20 protein-coding genes are annotated in these 24,453 nt (G+C 67.8%); 5 read left to right on the top strand and 15 right to left on the bottom strand.

What is annotated here, in order from left to right:
- Nucleotides 1-16: 16 nt before the first annotated feature.
- Complete coding sequence (locus JD292_RS04255) at nt 17-1,210, bottom strand: alpha/beta hydrolase family protein (protein ID WP_233613277.1); 1,194 nt, start codon at nt 1,208-1,210, stop codon at nt 17-19.
- Between the two features lie 85 nt (nt 1,211-1,295).
- On the opposite strand from JD292_RS04255, the gene JD292_RS04250 reads away from it, so the two are divergent.
- The 4 genes from JD292_RS04250 (at nt 1,296) to JD292_RS04235 (ending at nt 6,602) form a co-directional block, all read left to right on the top strand.
- Nucleotides 1,296-1,955, top strand: coding sequence for a DUF3000 domain-containing protein (locus JD292_RS04250; RefSeq protein WP_200131575.1), 660 nt, complete (start codon nt 1,296-1,298; stop codon nt 1,953-1,955).
- A gap of 40 nt (nt 1,956-1,995) precedes the next feature.
- Complete coding sequence (locus JD292_RS04245; RefSeq protein ID WP_200131574.1) at nt 1,996-3,147, top strand: HRDC domain-containing protein; 1,152 nt, start codon at nt 1,996-1,998, stop codon at nt 3,145-3,147.
- Between the two features lie 113 nt (nt 3,148-3,260).
- Nucleotides 3,261-4,463 (top strand): thiolase family protein, encoded by a 1,203-nt coding sequence (locus tag JD292_RS04240; RefSeq protein WP_200131456.1) that lies wholly within the window; start codon nt 3,261-3,263, stop codon nt 4,461-4,463.
- A 3-nt stretch (nt 4,464-4,466) separates the two neighbouring features.
- Entirely contained in the window at nt 4,467-6,602 is a 2,136-nt protein-coding gene (locus tag JD292_RS04235) for a 3-hydroxyacyl-CoA dehydrogenase NAD-binding domain-containing protein (RefSeq protein ID WP_200131455.1), read from the top strand.
- A gap of 80 nt (nt 6,603-6,682) precedes the next feature.
- On the opposite strand, the gene dxs is transcribed toward JD292_RS04235, so the two are convergent.
- The 11 genes from dxs to JD292_RS04180 form a co-directional block, all read right to left on the bottom strand.
- On the bottom strand, nt 6,683-8,692 hold the full coding sequence (gene dxs / locus JD292_RS04230; RefSeq protein WP_200131454.1) for a 1-deoxy-D-xylulose-5-phosphate synthase: 2,010 nt from the start codon (nt 8,690-8,692) through the stop codon (nt 6,683-6,685).
- Between the two features lie 141 nt (nt 8,693-8,833).
- Complete coding sequence (locus JD292_RS04225) at nt 8,834-9,649, bottom strand: TSUP family transporter (RefSeq protein WP_200131453.1); 816 nt, start codon at nt 9,647-9,649, stop codon at nt 8,834-8,836.
- 64 nt (nt 9,650-9,713) lie between these two features.
- Nucleotides 9,714-10,646 (bottom strand): amino acid ABC transporter permease, encoded by a 933-nt coding sequence (locus tag JD292_RS04220; protein WP_200131452.1) that lies wholly within the window; start codon nt 10,644-10,646, stop codon nt 9,714-9,716.
- Nucleotides 10,643-11,299 carry an amino acid ABC transporter permease gene (locus JD292_RS04215; protein WP_200131451.1) on the bottom strand — a complete coding sequence of 219 codons (657 nt, stop codon included), beginning with the start codon at nt 11,297-11,299 and terminating at the stop codon, nt 10,643-10,645. The genes JD292_RS04220 and JD292_RS04215 overlap by 4 nt, the downstream gene beginning before the upstream one ends.
- A 62-nt stretch (nt 11,300-11,361) precedes the next feature.
- Entirely contained in the window at nt 11,362-12,255 is an 894-nt protein-coding gene (locus JD292_RS04210; protein WP_200131450.1) for a glutamate ABC transporter substrate-binding protein, read from the bottom strand.
- A gap of 44 nt (nt 12,256-12,299) precedes the next feature.
- Nucleotides 12,300-13,046 carry an amino acid ABC transporter ATP-binding protein gene (locus JD292_RS04205; RefSeq protein WP_439649262.1) on the bottom strand — a complete coding sequence of 249 codons (747 nt, stop codon included), beginning with the start codon at nt 13,044-13,046 and terminating at the stop codon, nt 12,300-12,302.
- 188 nt (nt 13,047-13,234) lie between these two features.
- Nucleotides 13,235-14,182, bottom strand: a complete 948-nt coding sequence (locus JD292_RS04200) for a TAXI family TRAP transporter solute-binding subunit (protein ID WP_369411141.1) — start codon at nt 14,180-14,182, stop codon at nt 13,235-13,237.
- 26 nt (nt 14,183-14,208) lie between these two features.
- Nucleotides 14,209-15,582 carry a sensor histidine kinase gene (locus JD292_RS04195; RefSeq protein WP_200131449.1) on the bottom strand — a complete coding sequence of 458 codons (1,374 nt, stop codon included), beginning with the start codon at nt 15,580-15,582 and terminating at the stop codon, nt 14,209-14,211.
- Nucleotides 15,583-16,257, bottom strand: coding sequence for a response regulator transcription factor (locus JD292_RS04190; protein ID WP_200131448.1), 675 nt, complete (start codon nt 16,255-16,257; stop codon nt 15,583-15,585).
- 1,197 nt (nt 16,258-17,454) lie between these two features.
- Nucleotides 17,455-18,039 carry a hypothetical protein gene (locus JD292_RS04185; protein ID WP_200131447.1) on the bottom strand — a complete coding sequence of 195 codons (585 nt, stop codon included), beginning with the start codon at nt 18,037-18,039 and terminating at the stop codon, nt 17,455-17,457.
- Between the two features lie 307 nt (nt 18,040-18,346).
- On the bottom strand, nt 18,347-18,607 hold the full coding sequence (locus tag JD292_RS04180; protein WP_200131446.1) for a hypothetical protein: 261 nt from the start codon (nt 18,605-18,607) through the stop codon (nt 18,347-18,349).
- A 496-nt stretch (nt 18,608-19,103) separates the two neighbouring features.
- On the opposite strand from JD292_RS04180, the gene JD292_RS04175 reads away from it, so the two are divergent.
- Nucleotides 19,104-19,517, top strand: a complete 414-nt coding sequence (locus JD292_RS04175; protein ID WP_233613276.1) for an exonuclease domain-containing protein — start codon at nt 19,104-19,106, stop codon at nt 19,515-19,517.
- Nucleotides 19,518-20,113: 596 nt separating this feature from the next.
- Here the strand turns inward: JD292_RS04175 and acnA are convergent.
- From acnA to JD292_RS04160, 3 genes are all read right to left on the bottom strand, one after another.
- Nucleotides 20,114-22,783: an aconitate hydratase AcnA gene (acnA, locus tag JD292_RS04170; RefSeq protein ID WP_200131444.1), complete on the bottom strand. Its 2,670-nt coding sequence runs from the start codon at nt 22,781-22,783 to the stop codon at nt 20,114-20,116.
- Between the two features lie 61 nt (nt 22,784-22,844).
- Nucleotides 22,845-23,738 carry a DUF3159 domain-containing protein gene (locus JD292_RS04165; RefSeq protein WP_200131443.1) on the bottom strand — a complete coding sequence of 298 codons (894 nt, stop codon included), beginning with the start codon at nt 23,736-23,738 and terminating at the stop codon, nt 22,845-22,847.
- Nucleotides 23,735-24,382, bottom strand: coding sequence for a DUF3710 domain-containing protein (locus JD292_RS04160; RefSeq protein ID WP_200131442.1), 648 nt, complete (start codon nt 24,380-24,382; stop codon nt 23,735-23,737). The genes JD292_RS04165 and JD292_RS04160 overlap by 4 nt, the downstream gene beginning before the upstream one ends.
- Nucleotides 24,383-24,453 lie beyond the last annotated feature (71 nt).

Below are 24,453 nucleotides of genomic sequence, written 5' to 3'. Positions count from 1 at the left end.
TGCCAGTGTAGTCGGATCAGCCGCGCCAGCCGACCTTGGGAAGCGAGCGGGCAAACAGCTCCGTGCGGGACTCCCACGCCTCGGGATCCATGTTCCAGATCCGGACGTGCTCGCCCTCGTCGACGAGGTTGAGCTGCACCCGATCCGGCGCGAGCGCGGCGAGGCGCTCGGCGCCGGTGCTCGGGACGTAGGTGTCCCCCCGGCTCGCGTGCAGGAGCACGGGCACCCGGAGGTTCTCGGCGAACGCCTCGGGCGTCAACCGCTCGAACTTGATCCCGCCGGGTTCTCCTCCTCTGACGAGACCGCGCTCGAGGAGGCCGATCCCGATGTCCGTCAGTACCTTGGGCGCCCGGGCGACCCCGGCGTGATGCCGGAGCAGGGACTCCCAGTCGACGCCGGGTGAGTCGAGGATCACCCCGTCGATCCGGTCGCGATGCTCGCCGATCGTGGCCGCGAGCAGGCTCGCCGTGCCGCCCATCGACCAGCCAAACAGCGTGACTCGATCGGCGCCGCGACGCAGCGCCTCCGCGATCGCGGCGTCGACATCGCGCGATTCCGACAGCCCCATGCCGTAGCGGCCCTCGACGCCCCTGGGGGCGCCCCGATCGTTGCGGTAGCTGATCACGAGGCTCGTGATGCCGGCGTTCACGGCGGGCCGTACTCCGCGCAGCACCTCGGCTGGCTCGGCGCCACGGCCGTGCACATGGACGGCCCAGCGCCCGCGCTTCGCGCGCTTCGGGTGCACGATCCACGCGGTCGCGGGCCCGAGCTCGGTCTCGTATTCGATGCGCTCCGTGCGGAAGCCGAGGTCCTCGGGCGCCAGGTACCACCACCCGGTGAGCCGCCCGGTGCGTCCGGGGTGCAGCTCGGTGCCCGCTGCCGCGACGATCCGGCGTGCGACTCCCGGTCCGTCGTCGGGCAGAATCGCCTCGCTCAACTGGACATTGCCGCGCCCGCGATCGAAGAGGAACGAGGTCCGGCCGGGGACGTCGGCAGAGGGCCCGCGAAATCGGGCGATGAGACCGGACTCGTCCCGCTCGAGCGACACGAGCGACACGAGCTCCTCCGCCTCGTCCTCGGGAGTCACGCTGCGACGGGCGAGCGCCAGCCCGCCGAGAGCGGCTGCGCCCGCCCCGATCGCGAAGACGCCGGCACCGAGCCCCGCTCCGATGCCCAGAATGCGCCCGAGCTTCTTCATTTCCTCGCTCATGGGTGAGTCTCCTCTCGCGGGTTCCGCGTCTTTCCGGCGTGGCATGCGCTGATCCCTCACAGAAAACTCTAGTGTTCCCCGTGTGATGGCAAGGATCGCGGGGCGGCCCGCCGAGTTCTCCGCTGCGGCGGACCAGATTCGCGAAGCGCGTCTGCGCAGCGAGCTTGTCGTGCAGGAAATCCCCGCCCCTGAGCGAATCGCACCCGATTCGATCGCCCTCGCCGCCGGCGTGATGCGCGGCCCGCGGCGCGCCGAAGTCGTTGAGGGCAGCGTTGACTCCGCGGACGGTGCCGGCCGCTTCGTGCTCATGCACGATCCTGATTCGGCGCAGGAGTGGGGATCGCCGTTCCGCGTGGTGTGTTTCGCGCAGGCCCCGCTCGAGGTTGAGATCGGGGTCGACCCGTTCATTTCCGATGTGGCGTGGTCCTGGCTCGTCGATGCGCTCGAGGCGCGCGGTGCCGAGTACACCTACCTGTCCGGGACGGCGACGAAGACCCTGTCGAGCGGATTCGGAACGCTCGAGGCCCAGGGCGATGCCGCCCAGATCGAGCTTCGCGCTTCGTGGACGCCGCTCGGCTCCGATTTCGCGGCGCACGCCGAGGCCTGGTCGGAGCTGCTGTGCCTGCTCTCCGGCCTGCCGCACCAGGGGGCGCTGGGCGCCGCGGTCCACGCTCCCGGAGCGCTGGTGGATGAGCCGGCCGGAGCGGCCGCCCCCGCTGGGGACGCCGCCACCGAGGGGAGATAACGACGTGGTTGAGCAGTCGGATCTCGAGACGAACTGGACCATGGTGACGAGCGATGACCAGGTCCTCGTCGCCGCCGAAGCGCTCTCGGCGGGTCACGGCCCCGTCGGCGTCGATGCCGAGCGCGCGAGCGGTTTCCGCTACGGCAACGAGGCCTACCTCGTGCAGCTGTACCGGCGCAGCTCGGGAACCTTCCTCTTCGATCCGACCACGATCAGCGATTTCTCCCCCATCTCTGCTGCGATCGGCGAGGAAGAGTGGATTCTCCACGCCGCCACCCAGGACATCCCGTGCCTGGACGATCTTGGCCTCCATCCGATGCGGCTCTTCGACACCGAGCTCGCCTCCCGCCTGCTCGGGCTCGAGCGCGTTGGCCTCGGCTCCATCGTGGAGCAGCTGCTCGGCATTCATCTCGACAAGGCGCACTCCGCTGCCGACTGGTCGGAGCGGCCGCTTCCCGAGTCGTGGCTGGAGTACGCGGCGCTCGACGTTGCGCTCCTCCCCGACCTCCGCGACGCGGTCGCCCAGAACCTCGAGGAGCAGGGCAAAACCGAGTTCGCGCTCCAGGAGTTCGAATCGGTGCGCACGCGACCGATGCGGCAGAAGTCGGGTGAACCGTGGCGGCGGCTGTCCGGGGGGAACGTGCTGAAGTCCCCGCGAGCCCTCGCCCTCGCCCGCGAGCTGTGGATCGCCCGCGATGCGCTCGCCCGCGCCCGTGACGTCGCGCCTGGCCGTCTCGTCCCCGACGCCTCGCTCGTGGCGGCTGCTGCCGCGAATCCTCGCTCGAAGGGCGAGCTCGCTTCGCTGAAGACGTTCCGGGGGCGCGCGAGCCGCAGCGAGATCGACCTGTGGTGGGAGGCGATCATGCGGGGGAAGACGACCGACGATCTGCCCGGGCCGAAGCCCAGGGATCCGGACTCGATCCCCCACCACCGCGGATGGGCGCAGCGTCATCCCGAGGCGGCCGAGCGGTTGCAGGCGGCGCGCGCGGGAGTCGAGGCCGAGGCCGAGCGGCAGGGCATGCCGATCGAGAATCTGCTGACCCCTGAGTACCTGCGCCGGCTCGCCTGGCAGCCGCCCTCGCCGGCGACGGCCGAGGCGGTAGCACTGCGTCTCACGGAGCTCGGTGCGCGCGAGTGGCAGGTTGGCATTACCGCACCAATCATCGCGGCCGCATTTGTAGACCTCGCATAACTGAGACTCCGTCTCAGCGCGAAATTCCGGCGGACCGGCACTTCCTCTGTTCCCTTTGAGACTCCGTCTCTATGATGGGCACTGACGCAGTTCACATACCTGATGGAGGCGAAGTGGCCGCAATGAGAGACGTCGTGTTCGTAGATGGGGTGCGCACCCCGTTCGGACGCGCCGGTGAGAAGGGCATGTACGCGGGAACGCGCGCCGATGACCTGGCGGTCAAGGCGCTGCAGGGGCTGATCGAACGCAACCCCTCGCTCCCCCTCGACAAGATCGACGACGTGGGTGTCGCCGCGACGACGCAGCAGGGCGACCAGGGCCTGACACTCGGTCGCACCGTGTCGATGCTCGCGGGCATCCCCGTGACGGTCCCGGGCTTCGCCCTCGACCGCATGTGCGCCGGCGCGCTCACCGTCGCGTCGTTCATGGGCGCGGCGATCGGCTCCGGCCAGTACGACATCGCTGTCGCGGGCGGCGTGGAGCACATGGGACGCCACCCGATCGGCCTCGACGCCGATCCGAACCCGCGCTTCGTCGCGGAGAAGCTCGTCAGCCCCGACGCCCTCAACATGGGCATCACCGCCGAGCGCCTGCACGACCGTTTCCCCGCGCTCACGAAGGAGCGCGCCGACCGCTTCGGAATGCTGAGCCAGCACAAGGTGCAGGCCGCCTACGACCGCGGTGACATCCAGGCCGACCTGATCCCCGTCGCGACGCGCAGCGCTTCCGGCTGGGGCCTCGCCACCGAGGACGAGGGCCGCCGGCCCGGCACCACGATGGAGGCGCTGGCCGAGCTCAAGACCCCGTTCCGGCCCCACGGCCGCGTGACCGCTGGCAACGCATCGCCGCTCACCGACGGCGCGACCATGTCGTTCATGGCCGGGGCGGACACGGCGAAGCAGCTCGGCCTCACCGCCAAGATGCGCCTCGTCGGCTTCGGCTTCGCTGGCGTCGAGCCCGAGGTCATGGGCCTCGGCCCGGTCCCCTCGACCGAGAAGGCGCTCAAGCGCGCCGGGCTCTCGATCTCCGACATCGGACTGTTCGAGCTCAACGAGGCGTTCGCCGTGCAGGTGCTCTCGTTCACGGATCACTTCGGGATCGCCGACGACGACCCCAGGGTCAACCCGTGGGGCGGCGCGATCGCGCTCGGTCACCCGCTCGCCGCGTCCGGCGTGCGCCTCATGATCCAGCTCGCTCGCCAGTTCGAGCAGCGTCCCGACGTGCGCTACGGCGTCACCGCCATGTGCGTCGGCCTCGGCCAGGGCGGTACCGCCATCTGGGAGAACCCCCACTTCGACGGCAAGAAGGGCAAGTAAGCCATGACCGACTACAGCACCATCGACTTCACGCCGATCCTCGAGGCGTCCGCGGACGAGGTCATCACCGAGAGCTTCGTCCGCGACGTCGCCCTCCCATCGGGCGGTACGCTCGCCCTGATCACGCTCGACAACGGTCGCGACCACACGCGCCCCAACACGCTCGGCCCGCGCACGCTCGACGCGTTCGGCAAGGTGCTCGACGAGCAGAAGGAGCGCGCGGCGCGCGGGGAGATCCAGGGCGTCGCCGTCACGGGCAAGCCGTTCATCTTCGCCGCTGGCGCTGACCTCTCGAAGGTCTCGACGCTCGCCACGAAGGAGAACGCCAGGCTCATGGCGCAGCTCGGGCACTTCGTGCTCGGCAAGCTCGGGAAGCTCGGCGTCCCGTCGTTCGCGTTCGTCAACGGCCTCGCCCTGGGCGGCGCCATGGAGATCGCGCTCAACAGCGACTACCGCACGCTCGATTCCTCGGCCGCCGCGCTCGCCTTCCCCGAGGTCTTCCTCGGCATCATCCCCGGCTGGGGCGGCGCGACGATCGTGCCGAACCTGATCGGGATCGAGAAGGCCATCGAGGTCGTCGTCTCGAACCCGCTCAAGAACAACCGCTTGCTCAAGCCCGCGCAGGCGTTCGAGCTCGGCCTGTTCGACCAGATGTTCGGCCCCGCCTCGTTCCTCGAGCAGTCGATCCTCTGGGCCGACGGCGTGATCGCAGGCAAGACCAAGGTGGATCGACCGAACGTGCCGGGCAAGCTCGAGCGCCTCACCAAGTGGCCGGCAGCGATCAAGATCGCCCGCGACACCCTCCGCGCACGGATCGGCACCGCGGCGAAGTCGCCGTACGTGGCGCTCGACCTGCTCAGCGCGGCAAAGGACAATGATCGCGAGCGCGGCTTCGAGCGCGAGGACGACGCCCTCGCCGAGCTCATCTCCGGCGACCAGTTCGCGGCCTCGATCTACGCCTTCGACCTCGTGCAGAAGCGCGCCAAGCGCCCGGCCGGCGCGCCCGACAAGGCGCTCGCGAAGCCCGTCAACAAGGTCGGCGTCATCGGCGCCGGCCTGATGGCGAGCCAGTTCGCGCTGCTCTTCGCGCGCAAGCTGCGCGTGCCGGTGCTCATCACGGACCTCGACCAGGCCAGAGTCGACAAGGGCCTCGAGTACATTCGCGGCGAGATCGACAAGATGCAGGAGAAGGGCCGCCTGTCCGCGGACGACGCGAACCAGGTGAAGGCCCTCGTGAGCGGTACCACGGACAAGAGCCTGTACGCCGACTGCGACTGGGTGATCGAGGCCGTCTTCGAGGAACTCTCCGTCAAGCAGGCCGTGTTCGCCGAGATCGAGCCGATCATCTCCGAGACCGCGGTGCTCGCGACGAACACCTCGTCGCTCTCCGTCGAGGAGATCGGCGCGAACCTCGCGCACCCCGAGCGCCTCGTGGGCTTCCACTTCTTCAACCCGGTCGCGGTCATGCCGCTGATCGAGGTCGTGAAGACGCCGTCGACCGACGACGAGACGCTCTCGACCGCCATGGTCACGGCGCGCCGCCTCGGCAAGAGCGCCGTCATCACGGCCGATCGTCCGGGCTTCGTCGTGAACCGGCTGCTCGCCAAGGTCATGGGCGAGGCCGCCCGCGCACTCGATGAGGGCACCCCGCTCCCCGTCGTGGAGCGCGCGCTGGCCCCGATCGGCCTCCCGATGGGTCCGTTCGAGCTCATCGATCTCGTCGGCTGGAAGGTCGCGGCGCACGTGCAGGACACGATGGTCGCCGCGTTCCCCGAGCGCTTCTACGCCTCGGAGAACCTGCACAAGCTGGCGGAGATCGAGTCGCCGCTCGTGAAGTCGAAGATCGGTAAGGTCGAGGACCTCTCGAAGGCCGCGAAGAAGGCGCTGAAGCTGGGCTCCACGGCCGTGACGGAGGAGGAGATCCTCCGCCGCGTCGAGGACGAGCTCGCCGGCGAGATCAAGATCATGCTCGACGAGGACGTGGTGCACGCTGCCGAGGACATCGACCTGTGCCTCATCCTGGGCGCCGGCTGGCCGTTCCAGGCCGGCGGGGCGACCCCGTACCTCGATCGGGTGGGTGCGAGCGAGCGCGTGTTCGGCGCGACGTTCCACGATCCCCTGATCGGCGGCGTCCGCTAGCTCGCGGATCCGCGAACTTCGGCCCCGGTAGCGCTCGCTATCGGGGCCGAATTCGTGGGCTCAGGGGCCCTGCTGGACGCTCAGGCCGCGGGGTGATCCGCGGAGCGCTCGTCGCTCTCCCGCGGCTCCGCTGCAGCGGCGAGCTGCGGGCCGGTCTGTGGGCCAGACTCCCCCGCGGGACGCGCGATCGGGATCCTCGTGCCCTGCACCTGCTCGGCCACGTCGGCGGCGATCTGCTCGGCGGTCAGGCCGGCATCGGCGAGCAACTGGGAGCGCGAGGCGTGCTCGGGGAACTCGTCCGGCGTGCCGAGCTCGCTCACGGCAGTGTCCACGCCCGCGTCGCGCAGCGCCTGCCGGATGCGCGTTCCGACGCCGCCAACGCGGATCCCGTCCTCGATGCTGATGAGGAGCCTGTGGCCGCGGGCCAGATCGATCACGGACTCGGCGACGGGCACCACCCACCGGGGGTCGACGACGGTCGAGGTGATGCCCCGCTCCTCGAGGAGAGCCGCGGCGTCGAGCGCGATCCGGCTCATCGGGCCAACCGTGACGAAGAGCACGTCGGCCTCCCGGGTACCGTCGGTCGCGGCGTCCTCGCGGAGGACATCGACGCCGTCCGCCGTGCGGCGGAGCGCGGGAAGCGCCTCCCCCGCGGGACCCTTCGGGTAGCGGATCACGGTCGGACCGTCCTCGACCGCGGTCGCCTCGGCCAGAAGCTCGCGCAGCGTGGCCTCGTCACGCGGGGCGGCGATCCTGATCCCGGGCACAATCTGCAGCGTCGCGAGGTCCCACACGCCGTTGTGGCTCGGGCCGTCAGGGCCGGTGATCCCCGCGCGATCGAGCACGAAGGTGACGCCGGCGCGGTGCAGGGCGACGTCGAGGAGGAGCTGATCGAAGGCGCGGTTCATGAACGTCGCGTAAATCGCGACGACGGGGTGCAGGCCGCCGTAGGCGAGCCCGGCTGCGGTCGTGACCGCGTGCTGCTCGGCGATGCCAACGTCGTAGACGCGACGCGGGTGGCGCTCGGCGAGGAGATCGAGACCCGTGGGCGCGAGCATCGCCGCGGTGATCGCGACCAGCCGATCGTTCTCATCGGCGAGCTCGACAATGCGCTCGCGGAAGATCGACGTCCAGCTCTTGCCGACGCCGTTCGAAATCGGCTCGCCGCTCTCGGGGTCGATCTGGCCGACCGAGTGGAACTGATCGGCGATGTCGTTCTCGGCGGGCGCGTAGCCGCGGCCCTTCTCCGTGATGACGTGGACGAGCGTGGGACGGCCGTAGTCCTTCGCCTGCTGCAGCACCTCCTGCAGCGCGGGGAGATCATGACCGTCGACGGGGCCGAGGTACTTGATGTCGAGGTTCGAGTACAGGTGGTCGTTGTTGCTTGCGCGGCTCAGGAAGCCGTGGAGCGCGCCGCGCGCGCCCCGATAAATGGTGCGACCGGGGTGTCCGAGCCGGGAGAAGAGCTTCTCGCTCCCCTCCTGCAGGTCGCGGTACGTGCCCTTCGAGCGCACGCCGTTGAGGAAGCGGGCCATGCCGCCGATCGTGGGAGCGTAGGACCGGCCGTTGTCGTTCACCACGATCACGAGGTTGCGATCGTTGTCGTCGGTGATGTTGTTGAGCGCTTCCCACGTCATGCCGCCCGTGAGCGCGCCGTCGCCGACGACCGCGACGACGTGGCGATCGGGCTGCCCGGTGCGGTTGAAGGCGCGCGAGATGCCGTCCGCCCAGCTCAGGCTGCTCGAGGCGTGCGAGCTCTCGACGATGTCGTGCTCGGACTCGGCTCGCTGCGGGTAGCCGGCGAGGCCGCCGCGCTGCCGCAGCATCGAAAAGTCTTTTCTCCCGGTCAGGAGCTTGTGGACGTAGCTCTGGTGGCCCGTATCGAACACGATCGGGTCGCGGGGCGAATCGAACACGCGGTGCAGCGCGATCGTGAGCTCGACCACGCCAAGGTTCGGCCCGAGATGCCCGCCCGTCTTGGCAACCTCGGAGATCAGGAACTCCCGGATCTCCGCCGCGAGCATCGCGCACTCATCGGCGCTCAGGGCATCGAGGTCCCTGGGACCTTCGATTCGATCCAGGATCGTCACCCGTCAACCTCCGATTTCGGCTCCGGTATCGTGCCGCCGAAGCATCCCCACAGTCTACTGCGCTCCCCCGGCGGACCGCGAAAGCGGGCCGGGCCGGTCCCCGCGAGTCCGGTCGCGACACTCGGGGCCGGGGCGGGGCGATCAGCGCTGCGCGCCGAACCAGATATCGGCCCCGAGCTTCGCGATGAGCGCCGCGACCACGATCAGGAAGATGACGCGCACGAACCTCGCGCCCTTCGCGACCGCCATGCGCGAGCCGATGAAGCTGCCGAGCACGTTCGCGAGCCCCATGAGCACTCCGAGGGGCCAGATCACGGCCCCGAGCGGGATGAACAGGATGAGCGAGCCGACGTTCGTCGCGAAGTTCACGATCTTCGCGTTCGCACTCGCCATCAGGAAGTCGTATCCGAGCACGGTGACGAGCGCGAGCACGAGGAAGGTGCCCGTCCCCGGGCCGAGCAGCCCGTCGTAGAAGCCGATCCCCGCGCCGGCGACGAACGCCCACGCGGCGCGCTTCGTGCCGGCGGGATGGTGCTTCGTCACGGTGCCCAGCGAGGGCTTGAACACCGTGAGCGCCGCGACGCCCACGAGGGCGACGAGGATCACGGGCTTGAACACCTCGGCCGGGATGAAGGCGGCGAGCGATGCCCCGCCGACCGCCGAGAGGAGCGCCACACCGGCCATCGGAAGAGCGGACCTCAGGTTCGGCCGGACGCTCCGGTAGTAGCTGATGCTGCTCGTCGCGCTCCCGAACGAGGAGGCGAGCTTGTTGGTCGCGAGCGCCTGCAACGGGGTCATCCCCGGAACGAGCAGCAGGGCGGGGAGCTGGAGCAACCCGCCGCCGCCAACGACGGCGTCGACCCAGCCCGCGGCGAACGCCGCGAGCAGCAGCGCGAGCAGGCCACCCCCGTCGAGGCCCTCGGGCAGGAATGCGAGAGGGGCGGTGAAGGACATCATCCGACACCACCCCTCTCGGTTACCGCGTACACCTGGGACTGCAACTCAGCGAAACGGTGCTCGCCTATCTCTCGGGCTTGTCCTGCTGCACCGAGATCACCTCGGTGACCGTCCCCTCCGTGTGGAGGCGCGGATCATCGGCCTGCACGAGCAGGGTGCCCGTCTCGGTGTGGCCGCGATCGACGACCTTCGGGGAGCGGCTCGTGCGCTGATCGAGCACCTTCGCCAGCCACGAGAGCAGCATGCACAGGACCACGTAGATGCCGCCGATCACGAACGCCGACTGGAGCAGCGGGCGATCGAACTCGACGTTGCTCGACAGCTGCTTCGCGAGGTACAGGAGCTCGGGATAGGTGATGATGAAGCCGAGCGCGGTGTCCTTCATCGTGACGACGAGCTGCGACACGATCACCGGCAACATGGCTCGGATCGCCTGCGGCAGCAGGATGAGTCGCATCACGCCGCTCTTGCGCAGCCCGATCGCGTAGCCGGCCTCCTTCTGGCCCCGCGGCAGGGATTCGATGCCAGCCCGAAGCGCCTCGGCGAGCACCGAGCCGTTGTAGGCGACGAGCGCGATGACCACGGCCCAGTAGGGCTCCATCCGGATCCCGATCGAGGGCAGGCCGTAGTACAGCAGCATCATCATGACGAGCACGGGAACCGCGCGGAGCAGCTCGGTGATCGCGAACACGGGTCCGCGCACCCAGGCGTGGTCGGAGACGCGGCCGATCGCGAGGATGAAGCCGAGCGCGAGACTGAGCACCGCGGCGAGACCGAAGGCCGCGAGGGTCTTCAGCAGCGCCTCCAGGATCTGCTCCCAGATCGCGGTGTAGGTGAAGATGCCCCACTTGGTGCCCGAGAACTGGCCGGACAGCGCCAGCCGGTACCCGATGAAACCGAGGACCAGGACCACGGCCACGATCGTGACCACGGCGAGGACCCGGTTCCGGGCAATGGCCTTCGGGCCGGGAACGTCGTACAGAACTGAGGTAGTCATCGCACGATCCTCCACTTGTTTTCGAGGGTGCGCTGGATCGCGCTGAGAATGAACACGAGGACGACGAAGACGAGGGCCACCCAGAGCAGCACTTCCATGGGGCTGCCGGGGCGATCGCCTGAGTCGTTCACCGCGGCGCGCAGCGCGCCGAGCTCGGCGATCGAGAAGCCCGCGGCGACGGTCGTGTTCTTGAGGAGCGCGATGAACACGCTCATCATCGGCGGGACGACGGAGCGGAACGCCTGCGGCAGCACCACCTGGCTCATGACCTGGGTGAAGGGCAGCCCGATCGCGCGAGCGGCTTCAGCCTGCCCCACCGGGACCGTGTTGATGCCGGCCCGCAGGACCTCAGCGACGTAGGTCGCCGTGTAGATGCCGATGGCGAGCACGCCGAGCACGACCGGCGACAGCCGGGGCAGTCCCAGCGCCGGATATCCGAGCACGAAGAAGAAGAACACCAGCGTGAGTGGCGTGTTCCGGATGATGTTCACGTACGCGGTGCCGACGGCGCGGGCAATGGGCACGGGCGACACGCGCATCGCGCCGACCACCACGCCGAGGACGAGGGCGATGAGGCCCCCGAGCACGAAGACGAGCAGCGTGTTCCCGATCGCTGTTTTCCAGAGATCGAGGTTGCCGAAAATGACGTCCATGCTTCACTCTCCTGTTGGACGGGTGCGTGCGGGGCGAATCGCTTCGCCCCGCACGTCACCGCTTAGTAGGCGTCGACCGCCGGCTGATCGACCGTGATGCCCGACTCGCCGAGGTTGTTCTTGAAGATCGCCTTCCAGGTGTCTCCGCCATTGGTGAACATGTCGTTGATGTGCTTGCGGAGCACGTCGTCGCCCTTCGGCAGGCCGACCCCGTACTTCTCCTCGGAGAACAGCGGGCCGGTCGTCACCTTGAGCTTGTCCGGCTGCTGCGCCGCGTAGCCGATGAGAATCGCCTGGTCGGTGGTCACGGCGTCGACCTGACCGTTGACGAGGTTCTCGACGCAGGCCGAGTACAGGTCGAACTCCTGCGTCTTCACCTTCGGGTAGTTCGCCTTGATGTTCTGGATCGGCGTCGATCCCGTCGCCGAGCAGACCGTCTTGCCCTCGAGCTCGTCGATGCTCTGGAAGTCCTTCTCGTCCGTGCGCACGAGGAGCCCCTGGCCGGTGATGAAGTACGGGCCGGCGAAATCGATCTCCTGCTTGCGCTTGTCGTTGATCGAGTAGGTGCCGACGTAGTAGTCGATGTCGCCGTTGACGATGGCCTGTTCGCGGTTCGCTGAGGCGATCGGACGGAAGTCGATCTTGTCCTCGTCGAAGCCGAGATCGGCGGCGATCCAGCGGGCGATATCGATATCGAAGCCGCTCCGCTTCTTCGTCGTGTTGTCCAGGTAACCGAGGTTCGGCTGGTCTTCCTTGACGCCGACGACGACCTTGCCGCGCTCCTTCATCTTGTCGAAGGTGGGGCTGCCGTCGAGCGAAACGTTCTCAGCGACCTTCCACGCTTTCTCCGCAGCGGGTGCATCGGTCTTTCCGGGCGATCCGCTGTTGCAGGCGGAGAGTGTCAGCGTTGCCGCAGCGAGGGCGCCGATCACGACGAGTGCCTTTTTCATTCGCATGATGCGTTCCTTTCAGTGGGGTGGTCCGGCCTGATGAGAGCCGGCTACTTGGTGATGAGCTTGGAGAGGAAGTCCTTGGCCCGGTCCGACTTCGGCTGGGTGAAGAACTCGTCGGGCGTGCCCTCCTCGACGATGCGTCCGTCGGCCATGAAGACGACACGATCGGCCGCCTTCCGCGCGAAGCCCATCTCGTGGGTGACGACGATCATGGTCATGCCCGCCTTGGCGAGCCCCACCATGACGTCGAGGACCTCGTTGATCATCTCGGGGTCGAGGGCGCTGGTCGGCTCGTCGAAGAGCATGACCTTCGGCTGCATCGCGAGCGCGCGGGCGATCGCCACGCGCTGCTGCTGGCCGCCGGAGAGCTGGGCCGGCAGCTTCGAAGCCTGCTTGTCGACGCCGACGCGACGGAGCAGCTCCATGGCCTCCGCCTCTGCGTCGGCCTTCGAGAGGCCACGAACCTTGATCGGCCCGAGCGTGACGTTCTCGAGGATCGTGAGGTGTGCGAAGAGGTTGAAGGACTGGAACACCATGCCCACCTCCGCGCGGAGCTGCGCGAGGGCCTTGCCCTCGTACGGGAGCTCCTCGCCGTCGATGCGGATCGAGCCGCTCGTGATCGTCTCCAGCCGGTTGATCGAACGGCAGAGCGTCGACTTTCCGGATCCGGACGGGCCGACGATCACCACCACCTCACCGCGCTTCACGGTGAGGTCGATGTCGGTCAGCGCTTGGAAATCTCCGTAGTGCTTTTGCAGGTTCTCGACGACGACCAGGGGTTCGCTCGAACTCATCTCTGTTCCACCTTCGGCTCTGGGCCGGCATCGCGGGAGCCGCACTGCCAACACACGTGTCACGAACGGCTCAGAGGAACGAGGTGATCGCTTCCTCTTCGAACCGATGCCCTCACGCTAATGAAGGCCGCTCGCGAGATCACGCCTCTTGAGGGTTTCTTGAGTGTTGGGTGTGAATGCCTGAGAATCTAGAGCCGGTGCGAGGTGTAATAATCCTCCGCCCCGGGATGCAGCGGCACCGGTGCCGTGAAGATCGCCTGGCGCCGATCCAGGAGCGCGGCAACGGGGACGCGCTTCGACATCGCAGGACGTGCCGCGAAGATCGTCGCCACCACCTCGCTGACGAGCGCATCGGGGGCTCCCGCCGACACGATCAGGTAGTTCGGAATCGTCATGGTCTGGATCGAGGAGTGCGTGCCATAGCTCCCCTCGGGAACATCCGACATGCGGTAGACGCCGTTGTGCTCCGAGTTCATGGTCTCGACCACGTCGGCGGGGATGGGCAGCAGCCGGAGGGGCGTTGTGACCGCGAGTCGCTCGATGCCGGGCGTGGGGATCCCCCCGACCCAGAAGATGGCGTCGATCTCGCCGTTCTGCATGGCGGTGACCGAATCGTCGAGCCCGAGCGAGACCGGGGTGAAATCGCCCTCCGAGAGACCGGCGGCCGCGAGCGCGCGCGTCGCGACCACCCGGACGCCGGAGTTTTCGTCGCCGATCGATACCCGCTTTCCTCGAAGGTCCCCGAGGCCCGTGATGCTGGAGCTCTCAGGGACGAGGACGTGCACGTACTCGTCGTACACCCGAGCGACCGCGCGGATCGGTTCCGGCTTCGAGAACGCACCCGTGCCCGCCACCGCGTCCGCCGCGGCGTCAGCCTGGGCGAAACCGAGCAGCGCCCTCCCGTCGGCAACACGCCGCAGATTGTCGAGGGATCCGGCGGTGCTCGTGACCGTGATGTCGAGTCCGCCCTCCCGGAGCTGCGTGGAGATCTCGCTCGCGTAGGCGTAATAGATGCCGTGCGTTCCCCCGCCGGCGATCGTGTACTCCCCAGCATCACCGGCGAGGGGGCCGCTGCAGCTCGTGAGGAGCAGCAGCGAGCAGAGCGCGGCGACGAGCAGCCGCGCGGCGCGCGCCACGCCACTGACCCGCCCGTTCCGCCGCATCATGCTGCACGTCCCGGGAACACGAGGGTGACCTCGAGGCCGCCGCCAGCCGGCGCGGAGATGAGGAGCTCGCCGCCGAGCTCCGTCATGAGATCCGATGCGATCGCGAGGCCGAGTCCCGATCCCGGGAGCTGCTGATCGCGCGAACTTCGCCAGAAGCGGTTACTCGCCTGCTCGATCTCCTCCGGTGGGAGCCCCGGGCCGTGATCCCGCACGGTCAGGAGCACGAGGGCGTCGTCCTCGTAGAGCGTGATCTCGACCGCGGTTCCCGCTGGCGCGAATTTGAGGGCGTTGTCGATGAGGACGTCGAGCGCGCTCTGCACCGCGATCCGGTCGGTCGCGGCAAGGACCGTCGGCGAGGGCCCCTGCCGGAGCGAGATCCCCTGTTCAGCGGCGCGCTGTGACCAGGCCTCGATGCGCTCGCTCGCGAGCTCCCCCAGGTCGCACACCACGAATACCGAGTTCGTCTTGCCTCCACGCGCGAGGCGCAGGAGGGTGTCGAGGATCTGGGTCATTCGCCGTCCCTCCTCTCGCACCTGCTCGACGTCGGAGTCCCAGCTCTGGTCGAGCCCGGTGGCGAGGGTCTCCACCCTGAGGAGGAGCGCACCGAGTGGATTGCGCAACTCGTGCGACGCGTTCATGACGAACTCCTGCTGGCGGGACACCACCCGTTCGAGCTCGGCGGCCATCTGGTTGAAGAGACGCACCATGCGCCGCACCTCCGGCGGTCCCGTGTCATCGGCGATCCTGGCGTCCATCTCGCCGGCCTCGATCGCAGCCATCGCCTCGTCGACATGGTGGAGCGGGCGGAGCACCCAGCTCGCGAGCCGGAACACCGCCCACACGAGCGCCACGACCACCACAGCGCCGAAACCGGTGAGGCCAGCCCACTGGGCGAGCACCGTCGTGCGCGCGGTGCTCGTTCCGTTGACCACCACGACCGCGCCGATCACGGTGCCGTCGTCGACGACGGGCTCGACCACCGTGCTGTCGGAGGACGCCCAGGTCAACAGGCCGTCCGCGGGTTCGCTCCTGCGCCCGTCGAGCGCGAGCTGGATCAGGGGCCCGCGATCCTCGCCGAGCTTCCCCGGTTGGACGCCGCTGCTCGCCCACAGGGCGCCGCTCCGGTCGTAGACGGCGGCGTCCGCGTCGTAGAGTTCCGCGTACCGACGGAGCTCGTTCTGGATCAGGCTCGGCTCCTCAGCGCGCAGGGCCTGGCGCGCGCCCGTGAGAAAGAACCCGACGTCCCCGAGTTGCTGGGAGATCGCCTGCTGCTGCGTGGCCCGCGCCAGCGTCCACCCGTACGCGGCGCCGAGGAGCAGGAGTACGAGCGTCATGGGGACCAGGAAGACCACGATGAGCCGGCGACGCACCTAGGAACCGCCGCTCAAGCGATACCCGACGCCGCGCACGGTCTCAAGCCGGGTCGCTCCCCCGAGTTTCCTCCTGATCGAGGCGATATGCACCTCGAGGGAGCGCCGGAAGCCCGTCCAGTCGGTCCCCCACACCTCGCGGATGATCCGCTCCCGCGGCGTCACGACCCCGGGATATCTCGCCAGAACGGCGAGAATGTCGTACTCCTTGGGCGTGAGCTCCACAACCGCACCCTGGACGGTGACCTCTCGCTTGCCCAGGTCGATCCGCACGCCGTCGATTTCGACGCCGGCATGATCACCGGACACCAGCGGTTGCGCCCGGGCGCGCCGAGTCACGGCCTCGATGCGGGCCACGAGTTCGCGCACATCGAACGGCTTCACCACGAAGTCGTCGGCGCCGGCGTGGAGCCCGCGAATCCGCTCCTCGACGTTGCTCCGCGCCGTCGCGATGATGATCGGCACGCCCGTCTTCCCGCGAAGGCGACGGCACACGTCGATTCCGTCCATATCCGGAAGCCCGAGATCCAGGATCACCGCCTCGGTATCCGGCCCCACCAGGTCGATCGCGGTCGCGCCGTCGTAGGCGTGCACCGTCGTGTAGCCCGCCTGTCGCAGATACGCGCCGAGCGCCGCCGCGACGCGGGTGTCATCTTCGACGACGAGGATTCTCATGGCTGGCTTCCGACTGTGGGGGGACTTCGATCAGACTGCTCAATCTCAGACTAGCCTGCGGCGGCGACTGCTCGGCGACGCGCGCCGCCGAAGGCGTCGGCGCCGGGCGTCGGCGCCGGGTGTCGGGCGGCTGGCGTCTATCACCCGGCCAACGCCTATCCATTGCCCATGGAACTCACGATCTTTGACCAGCTCACGCAGACGATCGCGCTCGTCGCACAGGCGCGCGGGGTGAGCGTGCAGTGGGTGGACGTCTCGATCCTGCCGGGAACCTGAATACCACAGGAGAAACATGGAGGGGTTCGGCCGCATCGCGTCCGAACCCCTCTGTCAAGTGGTGGGTTCGGTGGAGGCTCTTTTCGTCTGTTTCAGGCAGGTCGAGTACCGCTTGGCACGCTGACCTGTAAGCTTTCTCGACTTTCGCGGGTGGCCGCCAATCGGGCACGCCATGGAGTCGGCCCCCGTTCCACCCGTCGACCCTTGCGGCGGTCGCGCTCTCGAGCCAGTTGACGATTGTCAAGGGTCCAGGTTTCGAACGAGTTCAGTTCTATAGAGCGAGTTCAGCCCTGGTCTCGTGGAAGGGGATGGTTTCGAAGAGCTGCGCGGGTGGATCATCGACGTTCTCGGTGGGGCCGGCCCTGACCGCTCAGCCGGACCCCGGTGAATGACAAGCTGCGCGTCAGATATCTCAAGGTGAAGCCGCACCGTGCGGTAGGACGGACAGGGCTTCGTGGACCCGAACAGCCTCATCGCTCATGAGCTGAGCGCCGTGTGATTCATGCCCGCTGTTCGGACAGGTCGATGACGTGCACGTCGGCGGTACTCCACGGCGGGACGACTCAGACTTCGCGGGCGCGTCAGCCGTGCTCGCGGAACTCACATGTACTCAGATTGGCGAAGTCTTCGGCTCGTCCTGTACGGACGCTGCGTCGAGGGCGGTCGTGCTGAGCCTCCCCGTCCCGCGCTATGAGATCGGCCACCTTGAAATGGCCCCTGAGGAACAGGTTGCAGCAGAGGCGATACACGCGCACCTCACCACAGAGCTCGGCCGCTGACCCGGCACTCCTCTGCTCGGAGCTCGTGCCTGACGAGGGAGACCCCGAGAAGGTCGATCCGTGGGCGAATCGCGAGCGCTTCTCCGGGTCGATGAGCAGCGAACCGACGAATGGCCGGACTATCGGTAGTGTGCGGATGCGGTCAGTTGATGTAGTCCGCCTCGACTAACGGTGCAGGCGGGAGAATCTGCACGTGCCCGCCGTGGCTGTTCATGTCGTCAAAGCGCGCTTCGATCACGCTCCCTGGGGCAAAGTGAAGGAACCCGTCGGCGCCAACTGACTCAAACCCGATCGTTTGCAATGCCGCAGCGTCGGTATCGGGCGGGGCCAGTAGGTAGGCGACCGGACGTTCAACTCCGTCGTTTGGCATCACGAACGTCCCTGCGGCGCCGTGGACCTTGAAGTCTTCTTCACGAACGCAGTTGAACACGCTGTGTTGGGAGCTGGGATTGCCCACCACCGCGCAGACGTTGCCCCCACGGTCTTTCCCTCTCCAGAACTCGTAGGTCCCTGTCTTCCCAACGAGGGTGATGCTCTCGGCGAGGAGTCCCCCGTCTCCGAGCTCGTTCCCATGGAGATATTTCGGGAGTTGTTCGTGGGAGTGCGCCGGTGTCGAATTGTTTGCGATCACCGTTGCCCCGAGCGTGCCCGCCACAGCCCCAGTGGCCAGAAATCCTGCTGCAGCGAACGCCAGAAACTTCAGTTTGCTCAATGACGTCTTGCTCATGATCTCGGCCTCTCAGGTATAGAAAGCGGTGCACTTGAGTCGTAGCTTCACGTTGGCAATCCCGATCGATGCCCAGCAGGCTGAGCGCGAGTTCGGAATTGGGGAGCCAGCTTGCGTACCTCCGACACTGCATCTACGGATGGCTTGAGTCGGGCCTGGGATTTTTCCCTTGGTCCGGTTCTCGAGAATCTGGGCGAAACCGACAGCTCCGAGTGCGCAGCCCTCCAACTACGAGGGATTGCTGAGCTTCCTTTCATTTTCGAAATGGGTGGGCCCATCGTTTCGTCTACTGGTGGCGCGGTGCGATTCATTCCTCTGTGTGGGGCCGGACGCCCGTCGATTCCACGTCATTTTCGCGGGCGATCAGCGCAACCAGCGAAGTGCCGAGCATGCAAGCGCCCAGCACCGCGATTGGAGTGGCAAAGAACTGGAGGATGTATCTCTTGAGGTCAAGTCCTTGGGTGGGAACCGTGAGAACGATGAAATTCGAATCGATCAGGCCGGCAACATAGCCAAGGGTGAGGAGCGCGAGCCCAATCGCGGCGGTGATGATGAGTTTGTTTTTCATGAGATTGCCTTCCTCCGCAGTGGAAGTGTCGTCACGCAAGCTCAATGTATGCAGGGGTGCGGACTGGGAACAATGCGCCAGGCACGGCAATTGGAGCAGCCCATCTGGGCCGCGGCGAAGGGCCTCACGAGCGTGCAGTCTGAACAATGCGAGCACTCGCAGGTCACCTCGTATTTGCGCCTCTCACTCTCCAATCCGAATTGGCAACCAGCAAACAATCTGGTTGCCGAAAGGAACGGACCCTTTCCCGCTCTCCGCCAATTGAACGGTCCGATCGTAGAACGCGCAGGCTGTTCTCCCTGCCGTTGTAGATGGTGTATCTCAGCCGGGCATGTGTGATTCGCATCGATCTGCCACTCGTGGGTGATCGGGGCGTCCCCGGGCAAGCGTCCGAATGGTGACACCGCTCCTGTCTCACCGTCGTGATCGGTCCTGCTGCGCGCGCCGTAGAGCTCTTGGTGACGGCCGAAGTCGCCGGAAACCGAGAAGGGGCGACATGACGATCACCGGGGTGATGTTCTGGGCCGACACCGAAACAACGGGACTGAGGCCGGACGAGGGCCTCCTCCTGCTCGGCACGGGCCACGAGATGGCGCCCGCAGAGGCCGAGATCATCCAGCATGTCCGGCAGGTGTGCGGAGACGAGCGCCCGGCTTTCGCCGGCAACTCGATCAACCCGGTCCCCAACTGCCCGCACGAACCCATGCCGAGCCTGAACGACGAGGTACTCGGCTACCGCAACATCGACGTGTCAAGCATCACAGAGCTGGCGTCCCGCTGGTCCCCTGACCTCGCGCAGGAAGTCGCCCTCCGCAAGTCCGGCACGCATCGGGTGATGGGCGACATCCTCGAGTCGATCGCGGAGCTTCGCCTCTCCCGCGAGCCCGGCTTCGTGGGGGCCGGCACATGACATTCATGCACCCTACCTCGCACGTCGACGCGATCCTGCACGCGGTGTTGACCACCTGCCCCGAGAAGGCAGTGACCTGGGAACACCACGGCGCATCTTGGACACTGACCGCGGCGCGCGCTTCCCGCGCGGGTCGGGTACTGCTGATCGCGGACGCCGAAAGCGCAAACGTGGATAGTCGGCTGAGCTCGCTCGGGCCAGTCTTCCGCTCCGACGGGGTGTTCACATCCTTCGCCTATCCGGATCGGGCGGAAAAATTCTGCTCCCGCACCCACGTCACCCGAGCGAAGCTCACCATTTGCACTGGGGCGCGCACGAACGCAACTGTTGGGCTGACGCTCACGTTGCAGGCCAGGATCACCCGGTCGTGGAGGTCCGGGACGGCTGAGAGATACGGTTTGCATTCCCCGACCCGGTGCCCATGGAACTCACGATCTTTGGCCAGCTCACGCAGACGATCGCGCTCGTCTCACAGGCGCGCGGCGCGGCCGTGCAGTGGGTGGACATCCCGATCCGGCCGGGATTCTGAGCCTGGCCGCAGACGCGAGGAGGGGCCCGGACGCATCGCGCCCGGACCCCTCGCTTCGCTCCGCTGGCTAGACGAGCGAGCGCAGCACGTACTGCAGAATGCCGCCGTTGCGGTAGTAGTCGGCCTCACCCGGGGTGTCGATGCGGACCACCGCGTCGAATTCGACGACGTTGCCGTCAGACTTCTCGGCGCGGACCTTCACGGTCTTCGGGGTGCGGCCCTCGTTGAGCTCCGTGACGCCCGAGATCGCGAACGTCTCGGTGCCGTCGAGGCCCAGCGAGTCGGCGCTCTCGCCGACCGGGAACTGCAGCGGGAGGACGCCCATGCCGATCAGGTTCGAGCGGTGGATGCGCTCGAAGCTCTCGGCGATGACGGCGCGGACGCCGAGGAGGCGCGTGCCCTTTGCAGCCCAGTCGCGCGACGAGCCGGAGCCGTACTCCTTGCCGCCGAGGACGACGAGCGGAATGCCAGCGGCCTGGTAGTTCTGCGAGGCGTCGTAGATCGTCGACTGCGGACCGTCGGCCTGCGTGAAGTCGCGCGTGAACCCGCCCTCGACGTTGTCGAGGAGCTGGTTGCGGAGGCGGATGTTCGCGAAGGTGCCGCGGATCATGACCTCGTGGTTGCCACGGCGCGAGCCGTAGGTGTTGAAGTCCTTCGGCGAGATCCCGTTCGCGACCAGGTACTGGCCGGCCGGGGTCTCCGCGCGGAAGCTACCAGCGGGGCTGATGTGGTCCGTCGTGACCGAGTCGCCGAGCTTCGCGAGGACGCGTGCACCCGCGATGTCGGTGACGGGCTCGGGCTCGAGCTTCATGCCGTCGAAGTAGGGCGCCTTGCGCACGTAGGTCGACTTCTCGTCCCACGCGAAGGTCTCGCCGGCCGGGGTCGGCAGCGAGGTCCAGTGCTCGTCGCCGTCGAAGACGGTGGCGTACTTCGAGTTGAACATGTCGGAGTCGATCGACGCGTCCGCGATCTTCTGGACCTCGACCGGGTCGGGCCAGATGTCGCGCAGGAACACGTCGTTGCCCTCGGAGTCGGTGCCGAGTGCCTCGTTCTCGAAGTCGAAGTCCATCGTGCCGGCAAGCGAGTACGCGACGACGAGCGGCGGGCTCGCGAGGTAGTTCATCTTGATGTCCGGGTTGATGCGGCCCTCGAAGTTGCGGTTGCCCGAGAGCACCGCGGTGACGGCGAGATCGTTCTCGTTGACCGCCGCCGAGATCTCCTCGTTCAGCGGGCCCGAGTTGCCGATGCAGGTCATGCAGCCGTAGCCGACGAGGAAGAAGCCGAGCGCCTCGAGGTCGTCGCGGAGGCCGGACTTCTCGTAGTAGTCGGTGACGACCTTCGAACCCGGCGCGAGCGTGGTCTTGACCCACGGCTTCGCCTTCAGGCCCTTCTCGACCGCGTTGCGGGCGAGCACGCCAGCGGCGAGCATGACCGAGGGGTTCGAGGTGTTCGTGCACGAGGTGATCGAGGCGAGGGTGACCGCGCCGTGATCGAGCTCGAACTCGTTGCCGGCCTGATCCTTCACCTTGGCGGGGTTCGCCGCCTCGGCGTAGTTCTTGAGGTCGGTCTCGAACTGCGTCTTCGCCGCGGTCAGCTCGATGCGGTCCTGGGGACGCTTCGGGCCGGCGATCGAGGAGACGACCGTGCTCAGGTCGAGCTCGAGGTACTCGCTGAACTCCGGCTCGCGCGACGGATCATGCCACATGCCCTGGGCCTGCGTGTACGCCTTGACGAGCTCGATCTGCTCCTCGGGGCGGCCGGTGAGGCGCATGTAGTCGAGCGTGACGTCGTCGACCGGGAACATCGCGGCCGTCGAGCCGAACTCGGGGCTCATGTTGCCGATCGTGGCGCGGTTGGCGAGCGGCACCGAGCCGACGCCCTCGCCGTAGAACTCCACGAACTTGCCGACGACGCCGTGCTTGCGCAGCATCTGCGTGATGGTGAGCACCACGTCGGTCGCGGTCACGCCCGCGGGGATCTGGCCCGAGAGCTTGAAGCCGACGACGCGCGGGATCAGCATGGAGATGGGCTGGCCGAGCATGGCGGCCTCGGCCTCGATGCCGCCGACGCCCCAGCCGAGCACGCCGAGGCCGTTCTCCATGGTGGTGTGCGAGTCGGTGCCGACGCAGGTGTCCGGGTATGCGAGCGTGCGGCCGTCGACGTCGCGCGTGAAGGTCACGCGGGCCAGGTACTCGATGTTGACCTGGTGCACGATGCCGGTCCCGGGCGGAACGACCTTGAAGTCGTCGAAGGCGCCCTGGCCCCAGCGGAGGAACTGGTAGCGCTCGCCGTTGCGCTGGTACTCGATCTCGACGTTCTTCGCGAAGGCGTCGGCGCGGCCGTAGACGTCGGAGATGACCGAGTGGTCGATCACGAGCTCGGCGGGAGCGAGCGGGTTGATGCGGTCCGGGTTTCCGCCCAGATCGGTGACGGCCTCGCGCATGGTGGCGAGGTCGACGATGCAGGGGACGCCGGTGAAGTCCTGCATGATCACGCGCGCGGGCGTGAACTGGATCTCGGTGTCGGGCTCCGCGTTCGGATCCCAGTTCCCGAGGGCCTCGATGTGGGCCTTCGTGACGTTCGCGCCATCCTCGGTGCGGAGCAGGTTCTCGAGGAGCACCTTCAGGCTGTAGGGCAGCCGCTCGTGACCGGGAACCCGGTCAATCCGGTAGATGTCGTATTCCTTCTCGCCGACGGCGAGGGTGCTCTGCGCGTCGAAGCTGTTGACGGCTGCCATGAGACTCCTCCAAATCTCTCGATGTCGAGATAATTCTACACCGAAAAAGCAGCGCCGTCGTTCAGGCCGAGCGGGGGTTTTCCCCTTGTGTCGCCTCGGATTCCGCTTCCGAATCATCAGATGATCCCGCGAGGCGCCCGAGCACCATCCACGTGAACACCACCACGAGTGCGAAGAGCGGGATTCCCATCACGAGCCGGGCCACCCCGAGCGCGTCGGTGGCCATCGCATCGGCGCCGTTCTTCGCGGCGAGATAGAGCGGGAGCTGCACGGCGAGTCGCGCAGCGAACATGGCGAGCCAGAGCAGGGTGACCCACGTCGCGGCGCGTTTCAGCGCGCGATCCTTCCGCCACCCGGTGAGGTCGCCGCGGAACGCGCCGAGCGCGAATCCGAGGATCGGCCAGCCGATGAGCAGCGAGACTCCGAGCCCGAGAATCCAGGCCGCGTTCGTCAGGAAGCCCGGGAGGTAATAGTCCTCCCCCTTGCCCGTGAGCAGGGTGGCTGCGACGGCGAAGCCGACGCCGATCGCGCCGGAGAGCGCGGAGGTCAGCGTCTCCTTCCTGAGGAGCCGGATCACGATCGCGATCACGGCGAGCGCGGCCGGGGCGATCGCCGCAACCTTCGCGTCCCGGGTGAACGTGAAGATCACCAGGAAGAGGACGCCGGGCACGAGGGTCTCGACGATGCCGCGCCAGCCGCCGATCGCGTCGAGGACGCCGCGCGAGGTGATCGCCTCGCCAGCGAGACCGGACTGCACCGTGCGGCCGAGGGAACCGCCGAGCGGCACGCCAGCGCGGGCGGCACCGCTTCCGTCCTCGCGTCCGGCCGGCTCGCCGCCGCTCGTGTCCTCGGGAGCCGGGGGCTGGAGCGGCGTCGAGTTCCGGGAAGCACGCGATTCAGCGCGATCCCCGTGCTCGAAGGCGTCCTCGCCCGGCGTCGGGTCGGTCGTGCTCACGCCTGCTGGGCGCCCTCGCCCGGCTGCGCGCCCGCGGGGACCTTGAGCGGGAGCAGCTCGCTCGGGGGCATCGGGGAATCGCCGCGGACGACGACGAGCTCACGGAAGAGCTCGAGCAGGCGGCCGCGCGCCTCGGCGTCCTGCGCCGCGAGGCCCATGATCACGCCGCGCAGCATCCAGCGGGGGCCATCCACCGCGATGAAGCGCGCGACCTGGGCGCCGCCCTGTTCGCCGGCGGACGGGTTCTCCACGAGCAGCTCGGGGCCGAGCTCGCCGGACTCCTCGGTGACCTGCGCGCCCTGCGCGCCCATCTGCTGGGCGATCTCCGCGCGCACTCGGTTCCACAGGCCCGTGGTCTTCGGGGCGGAGAACGCCTGCACCTGCAGGAGCGAACCCTGGTACTCGAGCGAGACGGCGAGGACCCGGTTCGCGCGCTCGTCGACCTCGAGGCGCAGCTGCAGGCCCTCGCGGGGAGCGACCTTGATGCCGCCGAGATCGACGTAGGGGCGCATCGACGGGACCTCGCTCGCGTCGAACGGGCCGGCGGTCTCGCGGTCCTTCGGCGCCGACTTCGTCTCGTCGATGTCGATCGCGTCCGGTGCATGGAGCTCGACCTGATCTGCGGTTCGCTCTTCGTTCGTCATCCTGGAATTCTCCTCAATCCGTGCCCTCGGGCCGATGTGTGTCTGGGGTGCGCGAGGCCGGACGGCCCGCG

Origin of the sequence: Leucobacter edaphi (assembly GCF_016522535.1) — a bacterium.
Classification (GTDB): domain Bacteria; phylum Actinomycetota; class Actinomycetes; order Actinomycetales; family Microbacteriaceae; genus Leucobacter; species Leucobacter edaphi.
Note: the sequence above shows the minus strand (reverse complement) of the source record. Positions and strands in the feature narration are given on the sequence as shown.

Bases quoted from the DNA above. Each gene is read 5' to 3' on its own strand.
- JD292_RS04190 (WP_200131448.1), bottom strand. From the start codon at position 16,257: ATGAGAATCCTCGTCGTCGAAGATGACACCCGCGTCGCGGCGGCGCTC.
- JD292_RS04245 (WP_200131574.1), top strand. From the start codon at position 1,996: ATGGTGACGAGCGATGACCAGGTCCTCGTCGCCGCCGAAGCGCTCTCG.
- JD292_RS04160 (WP_200131442.1), bottom strand. From the start codon at position 24,382: ATGACGAACGAAGAGCGAACCGCAGATCAGGTCGAGCTCCATGCACCG.
- JD292_RS04225 (WP_200131453.1), bottom strand. From the start codon at position 9,649: ATGATGTCCTTCACCGCCCCTCTCGCATTCCTGCCCGAGGGCCTCGAC.
- JD292_RS04175 (WP_233613276.1), top strand. From the start codon at position 19,104: ATGACGATCACCGGGGTGATGTTCTGGGCCGACACCGAAACAACGGGA.
- JD292_RS04215 (WP_200131451.1), bottom strand. From the start codon at position 11,299: ATGGACGTCATTTTCGGCAACCTCGATCTCTGGAAAACAGCGATCGGG.
- JD292_RS04210 (WP_200131450.1), bottom strand. From the start codon at position 12,255: ATGCGAATGAAAAAGGCACTCGTCGTGATCGGCGCCCTCGCTGCGGCA.
- JD292_RS04235 (WP_200131455.1), top strand. From the start codon at position 4,467: ATGACCGACTACAGCACCATCGACTTCACGCCGATCCTCGAGGCGTCC.
- acnA (WP_200131444.1), bottom strand. From the start codon at position 22,783: ATGGCAGCCGTCAACAGCTTCGACGCGCAGAGCACCCTCGCCGTCGGC.
- JD292_RS04220 (WP_200131452.1), bottom strand. From the start codon at position 10,646: ATGACTACCTCAGTTCTGTACGACGTTCCCGGCCCGAAGGCCATTGCC.
- JD292_RS04180 (WP_200131446.1), bottom strand. From the start codon at position 18,607: ATGAAAAACAAACTCATCATCACCGCCGCGATTGGGCTCGCGCTCCTC.
- JD292_RS04185 (WP_200131447.1), bottom strand. From the start codon at position 18,039: ATGAGCAAGACGTCATTGAGCAAACTGAAGTTTCTGGCGTTCGCTGCA.
- JD292_RS04250 (WP_200131575.1), top strand. From the start codon at position 1,296: ATGGCAAGGATCGCGGGGCGGCCCGCCGAGTTCTCCGCTGCGGCGGAC.
- JD292_RS04255 (WP_233613277.1), bottom strand. From the start codon at position 1,210: ATGAGCGAGGAAATGAAGAAGCTCGGGCGCATTCTGGGCATCGGAGCG.
- JD292_RS04205 (WP_439649262.1), bottom strand. From the start codon at position 13,046: ATGAGTTCGAGCGAACCCCTGGTCGTCGTCGAGAACCTGCAAAAGCAC.